Source organism: Bacteroidia bacterium (assembly GCA_041391665.1).
In the GTDB taxonomy this organism is placed as follows: Bacteria; Bacteroidota; Bacteroidia; order J057; family J057; genus JAGQVA01.
This window is the reverse complement of the sequence record JAWKNO010000002.1, coordinates 540,317-556,001: the sequence shown is the minus strand read 5'-3', so window position 1 is coordinate 556,001 and position 15,685 is coordinate 540,317. Positions and strand designations below refer to the sequence as shown.

14 protein-coding genes are annotated in these 15,685 nt (G+C 46.6%); 8 read left to right on the top strand and 6 right to left on the bottom strand.

Going from position 1 to position 15,685, the window contains the following annotated elements:
* Nucleotides 1-22: 22 nt before the first annotated feature.
* The 3 genes from R3D00_13925 to R3D00_13915 all read right to left on the bottom strand — a co-directional run bounded on the left by R3D00_13925 (nt 23) and on the right by R3D00_13915 (nt 1,942).
* Complete coding sequence (locus tag R3D00_13925; protein ID MEZ4774278.1) at nt 23-757, bottom strand: hypothetical protein; 735 nt, start codon at nt 755-757, stop codon at nt 23-25.
* A 1-nt stretch (nt 758) separates the two neighbouring features.
* Nucleotides 759-1,463, bottom strand: coding sequence for a hypothetical protein (locus tag R3D00_13920; GenBank protein ID MEZ4774277.1), 705 nt, complete (start codon nt 1,461-1,463; stop codon nt 759-761).
* A 125-nt stretch (nt 1,464-1,588) separates the two neighbouring features.
* A complete protein-coding gene (locus R3D00_13915) occupies nt 1,589-1,942 on the bottom strand; it encodes an ArsC/Spx/MgsR family protein (protein MEZ4774276.1) in 354 nt (117 codons plus the stop codon).
* A gap of 109 nt (nt 1,943-2,051) precedes the next feature.
* Here R3D00_13915 and R3D00_13910 point away from each other — a divergent pair, with 109 nt between their 5' ends.
* The 7 genes from R3D00_13910 (at nt 2,052) to R3D00_13880 (ending at nt 11,008) form a co-directional block, all read left to right on the top strand.
* Nucleotides 2,052-2,597: a hypothetical protein gene (locus R3D00_13910; GenBank protein ID MEZ4774275.1), complete on the top strand. Its 546-nt coding sequence runs from the start codon at nt 2,052-2,054 to the stop codon at nt 2,595-2,597.
* 156 nt (nt 2,598-2,753) lie between these two features.
* A complete protein-coding gene (locus tag R3D00_13905; GenBank protein ID MEZ4774274.1) occupies nt 2,754-5,963 on the top strand; it encodes a CHAT domain-containing protein in 3,210 nt (1,069 codons plus the stop codon).
* The gene (locus R3D00_13900; GenBank protein ID MEZ4774273.1) at nt 5,908-6,354 is read left to right on the top strand and encodes a GNAT family N-acetyltransferase; all 447 of its coding nucleotides are present in this window, start codon (nt 5,908-5,910) and stop codon (nt 6,352-6,354) included. The genes R3D00_13905 and R3D00_13900 overlap by 56 nt, the downstream gene beginning before the upstream one ends.
* Nucleotide 6,355: 1 nt before the next feature.
* Nucleotides 6,356-7,765, top strand: a complete 1,410-nt coding sequence (locus R3D00_13895; GenBank protein ID MEZ4774272.1) for a c-type cytochrome — start codon at nt 6,356-6,358, stop codon at nt 7,763-7,765.
* A 36-nt stretch (nt 7,766-7,801) separates the two neighbouring features.
* Nucleotides 7,802-8,551, top strand: a complete 750-nt coding sequence (locus tag R3D00_13890; GenBank protein MEZ4774271.1) for a PrsW family glutamic-type intramembrane protease — start codon at nt 7,802-7,804, stop codon at nt 8,549-8,551.
* 7 nt (nt 8,552-8,558) lie between these two features.
* On the top strand, nt 8,559-9,344 hold the full coding sequence (locus R3D00_13885) for a TIGR02757 family protein (GenBank protein ID MEZ4774270.1): 786 nt from the start codon (nt 8,559-8,561) through the stop codon (nt 9,342-9,344).
* 239 nt (nt 9,345-9,583) lie between these two features.
* The gene (locus tag R3D00_13880; GenBank protein ID MEZ4774269.1) at nt 9,584-11,008 is read left to right on the top strand and encodes a nicotinate phosphoribosyltransferase; all 1,425 of its coding nucleotides are present in this window, start codon (nt 9,584-9,586) and stop codon (nt 11,006-11,008) included.
* Between the two features lie 65 nt (nt 11,009-11,073).
* Here R3D00_13880 and R3D00_13875 read toward each other — a convergent pair whose 3' ends face one another.
* Nucleotides 11,074-11,313, bottom strand: a complete 240-nt coding sequence (locus tag R3D00_13875; protein ID MEZ4774268.1) for a PF20097 family protein — start codon at nt 11,311-11,313, stop codon at nt 11,074-11,076.
* Between the two features lie 47 nt (nt 11,314-11,360).
* Here R3D00_13875 and R3D00_13870 point away from each other — a divergent pair, with 47 nt between their 5' ends.
* Complete coding sequence (locus R3D00_13870; protein ID MEZ4774267.1) at nt 11,361-12,608, top strand: ectonucleotide pyrophosphatase/phosphodiesterase; 1,248 nt, start codon at nt 11,361-11,363, stop codon at nt 12,606-12,608.
* A gap of 12 nt (nt 12,609-12,620) precedes the next feature.
* Here the strand turns inward: R3D00_13870 and R3D00_13865 are convergent, their stop codons facing one another.
* Together R3D00_13865 and R3D00_13860 are read right to left on the bottom strand one after the other, a co-directional pair.
* A complete protein-coding gene (locus R3D00_13865; protein ID MEZ4774266.1) occupies nt 12,621-14,768 on the bottom strand; it encodes a helix-hairpin-helix domain-containing protein in 2,148 nt (715 codons plus the stop codon).
* Nucleotides 14,765-15,595: a hypothetical protein gene (locus R3D00_13860; GenBank protein ID MEZ4774265.1), complete on the bottom strand. Its 831-nt coding sequence runs from the start codon at nt 15,593-15,595 to the stop codon at nt 14,765-14,767. Before R3D00_13860 ends, R3D00_13865 begins: the two co-directional genes overlap by 4 nt.
* Nucleotides 15,596-15,685: the final 90 nt, after the last annotated feature.

Sequence of the window (15,685 nt, the reverse complement as noted above, 5' to 3'; positions counted from 1 at the left end):
AGAGCCAGATAATAATCTGGCTCTACTGGCAAAATTCGGGCCTTTCAATGAGGAATGCCCCCCACCACCGGGAAAACAAAAAACTTATGTATTTCCCTACAGGCGATTTTTCCTGATAAAAATCAAAATACATCTTCTCAGGTTTTTCGCTGGTTTGTTCGTCAAAACAAATATGATAATTGCGGACGGCAGAAAGGTCAGAAAGCTGAAACTGGGTAATACGCATATCGGACATACGAACCGTTACCCGGTCGGTGACCATGCGGTTACTGCGGATAAATACCGACTTATGAATGCGGGTGGTCATCGAAAATGGTGAAAGTACAAGAATGTAATCCAATTCCTTTAATACCTCACCTGGTCTTACCAGGCGACTGCGTTCCGCATCCCAGGATTCCTGCATGGCTTTGCCTTTGGGAAGATCCGCATTGAGAAAGTGGATAGAATCCGCACCTGAGAGAACCTGCAGTTGCTCCGAAAGCATCCACCCAACCCGTATCATAAATTCTGATTTGAGCTTTCCCGCATAAGAACGATCATCGCCTATAGTTAGAAATTGGGTGATCGCAATGTTCTGCTCCTCCGGAATTTCAAAATCTTTTCCACTGATATATAATCCTACCTGTTTTCCTCGGAGTATTTCATTTTGGCTATAAGCCGATCCTGTTAGTCCCACCAACAAAATCAAAACAACATGAAGATAATTGCCACATTTCGTAAGAAAAGCAGACAGACAGGAAGCGGGGGTAATAATCATATTAATTATGCTCAACTAATTCTTCGATATAGATGCGGCTTTTGTCGGGGTTAAATTCGCCCATCGCGCCATCATTGACAAGAGTGCGATTATATTTTTTGACAAGACCTATTTCGGGGGCATAGATTTCATACGCCAGCGACTGACGTATCAGCCCTTTTGTATTTTCCTGTACCACCATTACACAATGATCATAGGTCACCCCTTTGACAACCACGGAGGTATCTATATTCCCGTAATAAAATTCCTGAGCACCGAGATTGTTGTAAAGATTGCCGTTCCAGCTTACTAAAGTATGCACAGGAAACTTCAGAACCTGGATACGCACATTGTTTTCGGTACGTTCTGCATAATAGTCTCCCGATGAAGCTGGCTCATAATACACCGTTCCCAGAAGATAATATTTCCAGTCGTAGTCCTCGCCACGGTCAAAATCGGAATGGTAAATATCAAGTCTGTAGAGAGGTCTGCCCGTAAGATCCGTTTCTGTACCGCTGATTTCTTCCCTTTTATAGAAACGGGCAGCGACGGGTCCGCCTGTATTGAACGTAGTATCAATCACTTCACTGATCCGGTATTGTCCTTTTGTGACAGGAAAAATGGTAGTGGTATGTGGCAGAATCACATCCCTTGTCTGGTTGCAGCGCAGCAGAAATAGCGCGGAGAAAGTCAGAAGCAAGGAAAAAATATAGCTTTGTTTTGTCAACGTATTTAATTTAGAACCAAGATCGGAGTTTTTGTGTGATTTCCCAATGAGAAAACTTCCCCTATATAACGTTGGAAATAAATCCTAAGTGTGAGCAGGTCAACGGAAGTTTACTTCTAAAACAATCACGACTGAATCACCTTCTTTGCTGCCTCCACCACTTTAGGGGCATTCCCGATAAATATCTCTTTACCCGCTACAATGACAGGCCGCTTCAGAAATGTGTATTCCTCCAAAATGTATCGCCGGTAATCCGCTTCCGTCAGTGTCATTTTGTTTAATCCCCAGTCTTTGTATTTTAATGCGCGCTTGCTAAACAAAGCTTCATAAGAACCAGTCATCTGGTACAACTCGTCCAGTTGCTCCGGCGTAATATTTTCCTCTTTGATGTTCTGGAATTCAAATTCAGGGCCGGGAGCGATTTCTTTCAGAATGCGCTGACTGGTCGTGCAGGTTGCCAGTGTATAGATTTTATTCATACAATGATTTTGGGCTGCAAAATAAGGATTTCTTCCGGATAACGTTATTCGTATGTAAATTGGCTACCTGATAGCCAGCTCAATTCTAATCCTGAAAAAAAAATTTACAATGACGAAACCATTCTACCTGCCACTAACCTTTGTTCTGGTTGGATTATTTGCCTGGAGTTGTGAACTGCTTACTCCTGACAACTGCAAGGAAGGCCAGACTCGTATTACAGTCAACACTTCCGACAATTCGGTATGCTGCCCGGAAGGCTGCACCTGCGTCAGTCTCGCAGATCAGGAAGTGCGAAATACAGCAGACAAATCCACACTCCCCTCCAATGATACCATTTCCATTCCGGAACCACCGCCAAGTGGTGACCCGATAGATTTGGTTGAATGTGCAAGTCTTGACGATAGCAATGCTTATCAGCTCGATCCGGGCAATGATGCCAATATCATCATGACCCTGCATAGTGCGAGTTTTGAAGACCTGAAACTTTCGGGCCAAAACCTTCTTTCCGGCGATAATTATTTTACCAGAGGTTATCTCAACGAAGGAAAAAAACCCTACTTCATCACCATTGTCAGGTCTCAGACAAATGGAAAAATTATCCGGTTTGCCTACACGGGTGAGACGCTTTTTGCAACGCGCATTTCTCTAAACTAGTCTGTTTCATTCAGGTTGTTATACCTGACGGATGTAACCAATCACATGTCCTGTCCGATGTTTTCCCGGCTTTTCCTGATATTCTGTATCCTAATGGGATGTGGAGGGGATATAACACACTCCCCAAAGCCGACACAGCCGGCATCCGGGCAGGACATGATTGAGTCCATTTCACCTGAAGAAGAAATCAAGCTTGCCCGGCTTCGGCTTTCAAACCTCCCGGCAGATAGTCTGGCAGCTCAAATGGAGGAACGGCTGAAACTCGTAGGACTCCTGCAAAAAAACAAACAAACTGCTGAAGCAGGAAGCCACCTCGATACGCTTTCCGCTCTGCTAAATAGCCATAATGACAGGGGTTCTCTGTTTTTTATCCGAACAGAAAATCTGCTGGCAGGGGAAGATTTCAGGGAAAATAAAATGGATTCGGCGCTTGCTCATTACAACAATGCCCACGAAGCAAACCAGGCTTTAGCTGTTCTGGATTCCTCCGAGTTTTTGAAGTCTCTGGTAAATACGGGGGTTATTCTGGACAGAATCAGACGGTATGAAGAAGCACTAACCGTTTATAAAAAGACGCTGCCGGTAGCCGAATCATACTCCCCCACCACATCTGACAGACTGGCAAAAATCTACAATAACCTGGGCAACACACTCAATCATCTTCAGCGCCCCCTTGAAGCTGTGGTATATTTTCGCAAAGCAGCCGACTTTCTCTATGAAAATTTTCCCGGCGATTATCCCTACACAGCAAAAACACAGTCCTATCTTGGCGACGCCCTCCTCCTGCTGGGTCGTTCGGAAGAAGCACTCGGACTTTACGAAGATGCCCTGGATATTTACCGCAAAAATCAGGCAGACGATATAGGAGTAGCCGACATTTACCTTCGACTGGCAAATGCCTACAAAGAAAAGCGGGATTTGGATAAAGCCATAGACTATTACCGCCAAAGTATTCAGATGTATACCAACGCCGGCAGTCATGCTTATTATCAGAATGTCCGGGCAGGGATTTATCAAAATCTCGCGCTGACTTATATGGAATCAGGCGATTTTTCTTCGGCCCATGAGAATATGGAGGAAGCCGAAAAGATATACCACCAATTATTTCCCGGCAATTTGGGACTCAACGGCCAACTGGCACTAAATCATGGGCTCATTTATTTTAATGAGCACAAATTGCCTGAGGCAAAACAAGCTTTTGAAAAAGCCAGCAATAATTACAATTCCCAATATGGCGAAGAAAGTCCTTATCTGATTTATGTATTTTATGCGCTGGGAAGCCTGTATGAAGAAGAAAATGATTGGATAAAAGCCGAAAATCAGTACCGTACAGCCTTACAAATTGCGCTCAATACTTACGGTCCCAACCATTATACAACTGCCAGGACTTATATGAATATGGCCATTCTGGCAAAAAAGCAGCAACAATTTGATCAGGCTGAAACACTGATCACACAGGCCATTCAGTGTTTATATCCCCCATTTTCCCCACAAACCCCTCAGGAAAATCCGGAACTCCTCCGGGAAATACCAGCTGCGGGTTCGATCACAAAAATACTTTGGGCCAAAGCAGAGATTTTAAGAGATAAAGGAGAACGATTGGGCGATACCACCGCACTTCGCGCTGCATTAGGCACCTTTCGCTTTACGCTTGATCTGATCAGCCGTATCGCCACAGATATTTCTTCCCAGGGTTCGCGCCAACAATTGCAAGAGAATAACTACCAGCTATATGAAGCGGGAATCAGCACCGCATGGAAACTATTTGAATGGACCAGCGACACCAGTTATTTGCAAGAAGCCTTTCATCTCTCAGAGAGCAGCAAGGCGCATTTGCTTCTCGAAGCACTGAAGGAATCACAGGCCAAAGCATTTGCCGGAATTCCAGCGGCAGTCATAGAAAAGGAGCGGTATATACAGGACCAACTGAACCTGATAGAAAAAAAACAATACGATGCTGCAGAAGGACCAACCCGGCCAGACAGTGCCGAAGCAGCTTTGCTTGAGCAAAGCCGGTTCACTTTTCGCCAGCAATACGACTCATTAAAACAAAGCCTGGAAGTAAACTATCCACAATATTACCGGCTCCGGTATGATCAGAAAACAGCAAAAATTGACGAGATCCAGGCTGTTTTACCCGATACGACCGGCTTCCTAGCCTTTTTCACAGGAGACAGCAATGTGTATGTTTTTGTGCTGGCGAAACATCAATTTACGGCACAAAAAATGAAAATCCCCAACCTCACGGAGCAGGTAACAAGCCTGAGATCAGGTATCCTTGACTGGCATTATGAGACAGGAAAAACCGAAAAAGAAAAGACCACCTTACTCCAGCAATACGCCATCACATCTGCCAACCTGTTTCAGGATTTACTTAAACCCGTAGAAGATAAACTTCCCCCCAGGCTGGTTATCGTGCCAGATGGCGTACTGGGCTACCTTCCTTTCGAGTTATTGTTGACAGAGCCCGCGGATCTTACCCATTCCCCCTCCCGGTGGCCATATCTTCTCAGAGACCATGCTATCAGTTATAACTATTCGGCAACCCTGTATCGGGAGAGGAAAGAAGCAGAAGCAGCGCAGCCTGTTGGGAAAGGATTTATAGCCTTTGCACCGCAGTTTGGGGAAGGAGAGAAAGAAAAGGATCGCAAATCAATACCCAATACAGCTTTCAGCCCTTTGCGTTACAATATGGAAGAAGCGAAAGAAATCGCATCTATCACCGGGGGGAAAGCTGTTCTCGGCGACGAAGCCACCGTTGACCATTTTTACAAATCGGCCCCGTCACGTGCAGTGATTCACCTTTCCAGCCATGGAAAGGCCGATGACAGGGACGCCCGATATTCCTATATAGCCTTCGCTGACCCCGGGGATTCAGCCCGAAAACAACTACTCTATGTTGCAGACCTGTACAATCTCCATCTGCAGGCTGAGCTTGTTGTACTTTCAGCCTGCGAAACAGGGCTGGGGCAGCTGTACCGCGGTGAAGGGATTGCCAGCATGGCGCGGGCCTTTACTTATGCAGGAGCCAGAAGTATTACCACAACCCTATGGCGCGTCAACGACAAGGCAAGTGCAGATCTGATGGTATCCTACTATCACCATCTTGCATTGGGAGAATCCAAAGACCGGGCACTTCAGCAGGCAAAACTCCATCTTCTCCGCACACAGCAAGATCCTTTTTTGTGGGGAGGATTTGTCACAATAGGAGACATGGAGCCTTTACAAAAAACAGGGATACCGTTTTGGATATGGGGAATAGTAGCAGGAATTGTGCTGGTGGCAGGGGGATTTTTTGTATATTTCCGGAATGAATATTATTCCCGCAAGCATAGAACATCTCCCGGTACTGGTCCCATTATTTGATGCCTACCGGACGTTTTACCGAAGACCATCCGACCCGGAAGCTGCCCGTGTATTTCTGGAGGAAAGAATCACCAGGCAGGAATCGGTGATATTCCTTGCGCAGGCCGATCAGACCGGCGCAGGATTCGTACAGCTTTATCCACTTTTTTCTTCACTTGGGATGAAACGACGGTGGCTGCTCAACGACCTTTATGTCGCTCCTGAATTTCGAAATATGGGCGTAGCTACCCTGCTCATTGAACGGGCACGCGAATGGGGTATTTCAACTGGCGCCAGCGCCCTTATGCTGGAAACAGAAGTTACCAATGTCGGCGCGCAGCGATTGTATGACAAAACGGGCTGGAAACGCGACACCAGCAATTTTTGGTACTATCTGGAACTATTAACCTGAAATGAAAAAAATCCTCTATATCTCCCTGCTGTTTTTAACTGCATCCTGCCAAAGACCTCCCGTAGAGCCTGACCCAGATCCCGATCCGGAACCCGAAACCATACCCGCAGGTGCTTATGAGATTCCCGCCTCCGGGCAGCGAAGCGGCGATGCCGATGCTGGTTATATCTACCTGACAACCGGCGACTATGTGAGCAGCGGTATCCCCTTGCAGATATACAAAACTGTCTATGGAAATGTAACAGCCAACGAATTGGGCAGAAGCGGAGAAAATGCGAATATCGCCTATGATTATACCGCCGTCACTGCCCCAAATGGCGTACAGGTTGTATCTGCCAACTGTCTGCAATGCCATGCACAAAAACTCAACAATACCCTGATTGTCGGACTGGGGAACTCTCTGGGAGATTTTACGACTGACCAGAGTACGCAAGTATCAAACCTGGATCTCGCGGTCAAGTTCATTTATGGAAACAACTCCCCCGAGTGGGTGGCTTATGCACCTTTCAGAAGAGCAATACTTGCTGTGGGTCCGCAACTTGTCATGCCTTCACGAGGCGTAAATCCGGCGGACAAACTCGCGGCAGTACTGGCGGCCCACCGCAACCAGACGGATTTGGTATGGCGAGACGAACCCGGGTTGACCATTCCGGCAGGTGTCGTGCCGACCGATGTACCAGCCTGGTGGTTGATGAAGAAAAAAAATGCCATGTTTTATACAGCAACCGGCCGTAGTGACATGGCCAGATTTATGATGGCATCCAGCCTGCTCACACTCACCGATACCGCAGAGGCAAGGAAGGTTGACAACCATTTTGCAGATGTACTGGCATACATTCAGTCTATAGAACCCCCCGTGTACCCGCAGACCATTGATCCGGTACTTTCCGCGAAGGGTAAAACTATTTTCACGCAAAATTGCAGGAGTTGTCATGGGACTTATGGAGACTCCGCTTCCTATCCTAACCTACGGGTAGAACTGGCAACCATCGGGACAGACCCGTTGCTTTCTTCCAGCAATTATTCGGAGAGCGCCTTTATCGCATGGTATAATGGCAGTTGGTTTGGGAAAAACCCAAACCAGGCGCAGTTGGTAGCCGAAGGCGGATATATTGCCCCGCCACTCGACGGCGTTTGGGCTACAGCCCCCTATCTTCACAATGGCTCTGTACCTGATCTCGAAACTTTGCTCAACAGCCCTTCAAGGCCTGACTACTGGCGGAGAACTTTTGACCACAGCGACTACAACTATGAAACTGTAGGTTGGAACTATACCTTGGAAACAAGCCAGACGGATGTAAAAACCTATAACACTACCCTTCCGGGTTATGGAAATCAGGGACATACATTTGGCGATAATTTAAGCGAATTGGACCGAAAGGCGTTGATTGAGTATCTCAAAGGAATCTGAGAATAAATTTATGTCTTTTCTTATTATCTTGCCCGAATGGAACTTTTAGCACTGGCTCTGGCACCGGTTGTGTTTATTTTCACCTATGTTTATTTGAAGGATGAATATGAACGGGAACCGCTTAAATATTTGATCATTTCTTTTATCCTGGGTGTACTGATTGCATTCCCGGTAGTTTTTATCGGTGAGCTTTTATCTACCTATACAGGCATTTCAAGCACTTCAGGATCCGCGGGGGAATTGTTTATCTACGCTTTTTTTGTAGTTGCATTTACGGAAGAGGTAATGAAATACCTCGTACTTCGCTATTACAACTATCCGCACGAGGAATTTGACGAACCCTATGACGGCATTATGTATGGTGTTGCCGTATCATTGGGCTTTGCCGCAATAGAAAATATATTATACGTTTTCACCTCAGATGGCGGACTGGAAACAGGTTTGCTGAGAATGTTTACCGCAGTACCTGCCCATGCCGTCTTTGGCGTCATTATGGGTTACTTTGTTGGCAGAGCCAAATTTTTGGGAGAAACCGGCAATCCCTATACGGAAAGAATGAAAGGGCTTTTGGGGGCCGTTTTATTGCACGGGTTGTACGATTATTTTCTGTTTTTGGGAAATGAATACCTCGCGTTATTTGCCTTTATTGCGCTTTTTGTAGGTATTTGGCTGGCTTACCGGGCGATGCGGCTACATGCAGACTTATCGCCACACAAAATCCCCCCCATTTCTGCCGGGGAAAATTCTCCGGTCGAGGACCCCTCCGGTGAAGACACTCTGATTTGATCGATCCATGAAGGAAAAAATTCCCAGAAACCAGCTTGCCGCACTTCTCGACCAAAAATACCAGCAGTACAATACCCCTGATTTTATAGAAGAAGATCCCATCTCCATTCCGCATCAGTTTGACCAAAAAGAGGATATCGAGATCGCAGGATTTTTGACAGCGCTGATTGCCTGGGGGCGCAGAACCTCCATTATCAATAATGCCAACAAGCTGATGGAAATCATGGGACAATCCCCCTATGACTTTGTGATGAATGCAGAAGCAGGAGAACTGTATGGGTTGGACGAGTTTGTTCATCGCACTTTCAATGGCGGAGATTGTCAGGCGCTGGTTCTTTCCCTGAAAAATGTTTATCTAAATCATGGTGGCCTGGAAAAAATTTTCTCCAAAGGCATACACGAAGCACATGAGAATGTATATCACGGCATTTTGTTTGCCAGGGACCGTCTGGTATCTTACGAAAATTTTCCGGAAAGAACTCAAAAGCATATTGCCAACCCGGCAGCAGGCTCTTCCGCCAAACGAATCAATATGTTTCTGAGATGGATGGTACGCGACGACCAGCGAGGAGTAGATTTTGGTCTTTGGAAACATATTTCTCCCCACCAGCTCATCTGCCCGCTTGATGTACACACAGGCAACGTTGCGCGAAAGCTGGGGCTGCTTACCCGCAAACAAAACGACTGGAAAGCAGCAGCAGAGCTTACGGCAAACCTGCGCTCATTTTGCCCCGAAGACCCTGTGAAATACGATTTCAGTTTGTTTGGACTGGGCGTTTATGAAGGATTTTGAAACGAAATTATAAACCTATTGGGATCATAAAATGAACTTCTGCGGAACTTTGCGATTCCTTTACGGGACTCTGCGTGAACCGGAGAATCTGTGATCGGAGATCATTTCTCTGCTTTTGGACGCAGAGGAACGCAAAGTCCGAGCAGAGTTTCGCAGAAACTCCCAATTATTTTATAATTCCGTTTTGAAATATTACAGACCAAATCTTCCATTATATTTGGCGGATTAACTCTGATTGCATGCAAAACTATTCCCTCCTGACCGACCTCTACCAGCTCACAATGGCTTATGGTTACTGGAAAACCGGGCTAAAAGACCATGAAACTGTCTTTCATCTATTCTTTAGAAAACATCCTTTTCAGGGAGGTTATACAATTGCATGCGGATTACAGCCTGCGATAGACTTCATCAATCATTTTTCCTTCAGCAAAGACGACCTCGATTATCTGGCAACCCTCACCGGTAACGACGGAAAACCACTTTTTGCGATCGAATTTCTCGAATATCTGGAAAGTCTGGAAAATACCCTGACGGTTCACGGTGTACCGGAAGGAACGGTGGTTTTCCCGCACGAACCCCTGCTCAGGTTGCAGGGACCGATTATTTTGTGCCAATTGCTGGAGACACCCCTGCTCAACATACTCAACTTCCAGACACTGGTTGCCACCAAAGCCTCCAGAATTGCCCGTGCGGCTCAGGGAGAACCCGTGCTGGAGTTCGGACTTCGGAGAGCACAAGGCGTAGATGGTGGACTGGCAGCCAGCCGTGCAGCTTATATAGGCGGTTGTGCGGCTACTTCGAATGTGCTGGCAGGCAAAATGTTTGGCATTCCGGTGAAAGGCACACATGCACATAGCTGGGTGATGTCGTTTCCAACCGAAGAAGAAGCATTTGAGGAATACGCCAAAGCCATGCCCAACAACTGCGTATTTCTGGTTGATACCTATGATACCGTTGAAGGTGTCAAAAACGCAATTGAAGTAGGGAAAAAACTGCGAACCGAAGGGCATGAGATGGTCGGCATAAGACTGGATTCCGGCGACCTGGCGTCATTGAGCATTACAGCAAGGAAACTGCTCGATGAGGCCGGTTTTACGGATGCCAGCATAGTTGCCAGCAATGATCTTGACGAATATGAAATGAAGACTTTGAAAGAAAAAGGCGCAAAAATCAACGTATGGGGAGTGGGAACGCGGCTGGTTACCGCTTACGACCAACCTGCATTGGGCGGCGTATACAAACTTGCGGCGATCCGCAAACCAGGAGGAGATTGGGCTTACAAGGTGAAATTATCAGAACAGGCAATCAAGGTTTCAAATCCGGGCATACTAAATGTGCGCCGGTTTGTAGCAGACGGACAATATGCCGGAGACATTATCTTTAGCGAAGAATGGCAGCCCGACATGTGCCGGTTTGAGACTTTTTCCGGGGAAAAAATCCAACAGAAAACCGATTCACACCAGGATCTTCTTGTTCCTGTTTTTGAAAAGGGAAAAATGGTTTATCCAATGGCAGATATTCACCAGATCAGGGCAATTGCGCAGGCAGGCATGCGGCAATTTCCGGACAGTGTATTCGCACAGACCTCACCCGAGACCTATGCCGTAGGGCTGGAGCCCAGGCTTCTTTCGTTCAAGCTGGAATTAATGAATCGGGCAAAATAAGGAGAATAAATCTGAAATTTTCTTTTCACCTCCTTCCGCCGGCCAGATGTGTATTTTTACTTTTATTATGTATCCAGATCCCGGGCGTACAACTTCACATACCCGCAATCTTTACAGCGATAGGCACGAAGGGTAAATACCTGATCATTTTTGAGCGCACCTGTCCACATATTCATTTTCGGATCACCCTCCACCCACTTGGAGGCAAAGACCTGCCCATAACCGCGATCGGCAATCAGTCCAGGCTCCATAATTCCTTTACACTCGGGACATTTTGTATTAATGGGTTCCATAGAATTTGACATACATTCACTAAAAAGATTTACATTTCGCCACAACTCAGACCAAAATAATGAAATACCTCCAAATTCTTCTAATTTTGATGATTGGGTTTGGCGGCTGCAAACAGCCTAAACAAACGGCGATCGTTGAGAACTTTGAAAATCAGGCCCAAACACTGGAAAAGCCGTACGTCATTATGGTTTCTATGGATGGGTTCCGGTACGACTATGCGGAAAAATATGAAGCCAAAAACATTCTCCGACTGGCTTCCGAAGGTGTGAGCGCAGAATCCATGATCCCGTCCTTTCCCTCTTCCACATTTCCCAATCATTATACGCTGGCTACAGGTCTGTATCCCCAAAATCACGGATTGGTGTACAATACGTTTTATGACAAAACCCGGGGAGAGATGTACAAAATCAGCGACAGAGAGAAAGTGGAAGACGGTTCCTGGTATGGAGGTACTCCCCTTTGGGTACTGGCAGTAAAGCAAGGCATGGCATCTGCCAGTTATTTTTGGGTCGGATCGGAAGCAGCGATCCAGGGAATACGCCCGGTATATTATTTCGCCTACGACTCCAGCGGTCCCAACCGTCAAAGAGTGGATCAGGTAATCGAATGGCTGAAGTTACCCGAACAGAATCGTCCCCATTTTATCACCTTATACTTTTCAGATGTTGACAGCAAAGGCCATAGTTATGGCCCAGAGGCACCTGAGACAAAGGCGGCAGTGCAAGCGCTGGACGAAGAAATCGGCAACCTCGACCGCAGGGTGAGCGAACTGGGATTGCCAGTCAATATCATCCTGGTCTCCGACCACGGGATGTATCCGGTAGATACTGAAAATCCGGTATTCCCGGAGGACGAAGTTAACATCAGCGATTTTACCATTGCCAAAGGCAGCGCCATCTGGATGCTGTACAGCAACGATACCTCACGGGTAAAGGAAACTTATCTTCAGCTAAAAGCCGTAGAAAAAGACAGGTATCATACCTATCTCCGGAAGGAAGTTCCTGCGCATCTCCATTACAATCAGAATCCGTTGATCGGAGATCTGGTCCTTATCGCAAATCCACCCAATATCCTCACATCTCAAAATTTCCACAACAACCCTGGCCAGCACGGCTATGACCCGACAACTACGCCCGAAGTAGGTGCGATCTTTTACGCCAAAGGCCCGGCATTCAGGAAAGGGCTCAAGATTCCTCCTTTTGAGAATGTCAATGTTTATCCCCTTGTAGCTAAGATACTGGGACTTGAAATCACAGATTCTATTGATGGAGATCTCTCTGTTTTGGACAGCGTGCTGGTTAAATAAAATCATTACGCCTTAAAACTTCACCCGCAACTGGATTTTCACTTCGGTCTTCGACGGGCCGCTGATTTCATCCAGGCCAGAACCGATACTATCGGTTTTCCAGAGTCGGGTTTGCGCCACCCTCGCCCAGAGATCCAGGTTTTTGTGGGGCTTCCACCCTACAATTACATAGTAGCGGCTACCCGTCTGATAATAAGGCGGAATGGAGGAAAACCCAAGTACATCGTTTTCATATGCATACACCCGTGTGTCATAATCAGGTGTATCAAAAATGGCGTATCTACCGGTAATTTTCCATTTATAACCGAGTTTCCAGCTGAGATCCTGATAAATCATCATGCCCCCTTTTACAACAGAATCTCCCTCACGAAACCCGGCAAATTCCATCCGGGTGCGGTAGGTAATATCGCGGTTGACTTTTGTCTGAAAATGAATTCGCACCTGCGTTTTATTTACCGGTACAAGAAAACGCACCTGCTGCCCCGGCAGATATTCACTTGCGTTCATTTCTTTGTTGTCCGATCGGAACCGAAGGTAAACCAGCGTATTTCGGTTGGGTTTATATTCAGCCTGTGCCAAAAACTCCCAGCCACGGGAGGGATAGTCTGCCTGATAACGATTCCATGGAAAATAAAACTGATCGAAGTACAGATTGAATGTCCAACGGTTTATGGGCACTATTTGAAGACCGACATACACGCCGGTTTCATTTTGCAGTGCCGTAGGTCTTTCGGCAAAGGCATACCCTTTATCGCTGTGGAAATCCCGGTCAAAATGGCGAAAAACCATTGACACATCCAGCTGTGGTGCCAGGCTGCTCATGAACCCCATTACCCCACCCCATCCACCAGAGCGGGACCGGGCGATTTCTCCGAAAAAATTAAAGTTGCGAATCACCCGGTCAAAGTCCAATGAATAAATTGAATTGTGCTCCCCGCGAAAGTCAAACTGATTATAGGAGTTGACGGGCTTGATCACTTGACCGGAGAAATACTGATGGAAGGCAGTAAAACCCATGCGCAGTTTACGGGTCTGATATTCCAGGCGACTGCCCGCAAGGGTTTCCTTCAATGTTTTGCGGCTAGTGAGTTCGGCAGTCGTACGGTGCAATCCTCCCAGGCGAATACCAGAGACTACCAGGTCATCTTTGGCGAGCGTATCGACCTGTTGCACGGTAGCATCCAGCGAGATGCAGGAGAAAAATGTAGTGAGGTATAGTTTTTTCCAGGCAAATGTGGTTGCAAGGCCACGCATGAGTTGGTTTTCATTGACTGAGCTATAAGGCTGGATACCCTTGCCGGTCATTTTGACATTACTGATTACTGTAGATCCCTTTCCAAACCCCACGCCACGGCTCAGTACCAGCCCCTGGCCGAAAGAGAGATTGTAATCGCCGACCACCAGATTCTTCAGGTTTCCATACCCTGCAACTGCGACATGGCCAGAGAGGAAATCATAACCATACAGCTGATTGGCCGGATTCCACAACAACTTCTCTCCGGGATCTTTTTCGCCGGTAAGGGTAATGCTCACATTGCGCCCATATCGGGCTCTGAACCGAGTGTACAAACGCGTAGGAGATCCGAGATAAGACGTCCCCCCCGTGGTATCATTTCCGGAAAAACCTCTTTGAGGCTCCAGCAAAAAACCCGTTCGTTGGGTTAATTCAAAGTCCAGATTTTTGATTACTTCCCGGAAGTTCGGGCCAGAGGGGTGGTCGGTACCCGGGCTGATGTGTTTTTCCCCTATGTGTCGAACGACGATAAAGGGAAGCCAGAGACGGATTTCATCAATGGTAAGTCCGGGGACAGCCTGTAATTCGTAGAGAGAGACAAATGCACCAAACCTTTCTTTGTAGGCATCCAGGCGACTGACAACCAGCTCAGTCATCCCAGGGAGAAGCAGCAATTGTTCGCGGCTGGCAGTATTGATATCGAGACGTTTACGGGCAAAATCTTCCAGAACATCTGTGAGGAAGGAAAAATCTATTTCCTCCTCCACCTCTATATTGCTGACCATATCTTCCAGAGCAGGAGAAACGGATTCAGCAGAAAAGTCTTCCTCATTTTTCACAGAATCTACCTGAGCCAGAAGAAAATCCGGCCAGAGAAAAAAAGCAATAGAGAGGAAGACAACCGTGATCAGCTGTCTCTTTTTCATCCCTTATTCTTTGCAAACTGGTAAGACAAAGAAATATGTGGGGTATATCCCAGTCTTTCATGAAAGCTGAAAGCCATATCCAGCGATAATTTTTCCAGCTTAAGCCCCAAACCAGTATTAAAGGTGAGCGGATTTGTACTTACACCGACACGGGCAAGAAGTGCAGGAATTACGACATATTCCAATCCCCCACTCCAGCTTAAGGGAAAAGCGATAGATTTTCGCACATCCGCAACCAGCAGCACCTTTTCGGAAGGCTGGTACAAAATTCCGGTTGAAAACACTGAGAGGATTTCTTCTTTCCCCCCAAAGCCCGCGATGGTAGCGCGGTTGGCGTTGGCTGCCGAAAATCCAAGTGTGAGTTGAGAATTGATTTTTGTTTGGGTACCGACAGTTACAAAAGTTGCCGAAACATTTCCGGCATCGGCTGTAGCGATAGAGAGATAATTAACTTTTGCCCCCAGACTAATCTTTTCAGCGAGGGTAATTGCGTAAGAAAGAGCGAGTAAATTTTCACGCCATGCGTCAAATCCAAAGGATCCCGCTTCGAGACCGACAGCTTGTTTCCCTCCAAAAGGAAAGACAAAACCAGCATGACTTCGGGTCAGTTCGGCGAGGTTAAATCTGCGAAAAAAAAAGATACCTGCTTCGGGATTTTTTAATCCTGCGATTCCTGCGGGATTGTGAAATAAACTCCAGAAATCACCGTTTACAGCGGTGTAGGATTGGCCCAGGGCGAAAGCCCGGCTGCCGGCTATTTCAGACGGATCAATACCTGCAAAAAGCATTGCCGGAAACAGCAATAAGACAAAGAGAAAACGATACATAATGGTTGTGCTTTAAAGAAAATTAGTACGAACAAATAAAAGAAATAATTCGCGCATTTCTCACTTTGAAATTGAAAAAAGCCGTGTTTT

Coding starts and splice junctions, on each gene's coding strand:
- R3D00_13905 (MEZ4774274.1), top strand. CDS start 2,754: ATGATTGAGTCCATTTCACCTGAAGAAGAAATCAAGCTTGCCCGGCTT.
- R3D00_13870 (MEZ4774267.1), top strand. CDS start 11,361: ATGAAATACCTCCAAATTCTTCTAATTTTGATGATTGGGTTTGGCGGC.
- R3D00_13860 (MEZ4774265.1), bottom strand. CDS start 15,595: ATGTATCGTTTTCTCTTTGTCTTATTGCTGTTTCCGGCAATGCTTTTT.
- R3D00_13880 (MEZ4774269.1), top strand. CDS start 9,584: ATGCAAAACTATTCCCTCCTGACCGACCTCTACCAGCTCACAATGGCT.
- R3D00_13890 (MEZ4774271.1), top strand. CDS start 7,802: ATGGAACTTTTAGCACTGGCTCTGGCACCGGTTGTGTTTATTTTCACC.
- R3D00_13865 (MEZ4774266.1), bottom strand. CDS start 14,768: ATGAAAAAGAGACAGCTGATCACGGTTGTCTTCCTCTCTATTGCTTTT.
- R3D00_13895 (MEZ4774272.1), top strand. CDS start 6,356: ATGAAAAAAATCCTCTATATCTCCCTGCTGTTTTTAACTGCATCCTGC.
- R3D00_13875 (MEZ4774268.1), bottom strand. CDS start 11,313: ATGTCAAATTCTATGGAACCCATTAATACAAAATGTCCCGAGTGTAAA.
- R3D00_13925 (MEZ4774278.1), bottom strand. CDS start 757: ATGATTATTACCCCCGCTTCCTGTCTGTCTGCTTTTCTTACGAAATGT.
- R3D00_13910 (MEZ4774275.1), top strand. CDS start 2,052: ATGACGAAACCATTCTACCTGCCACTAACCTTTGTTCTGGTTGGATTA.
- R3D00_13885 (MEZ4774270.1), top strand. CDS start 8,559: ATGAAGGAAAAAATTCCCAGAAACCAGCTTGCCGCACTTCTCGACCAA.
- R3D00_13900 (MEZ4774273.1), top strand. CDS start 5,908: ATGAATATTATTCCCGCAAGCATAGAACATCTCCCGGTACTGGTCCCA.
- R3D00_13915 (MEZ4774276.1), bottom strand. CDS start 1,942: ATGAATAAAATCTATACACTGGCAACCTGCACGACCAGTCAGCGCATT.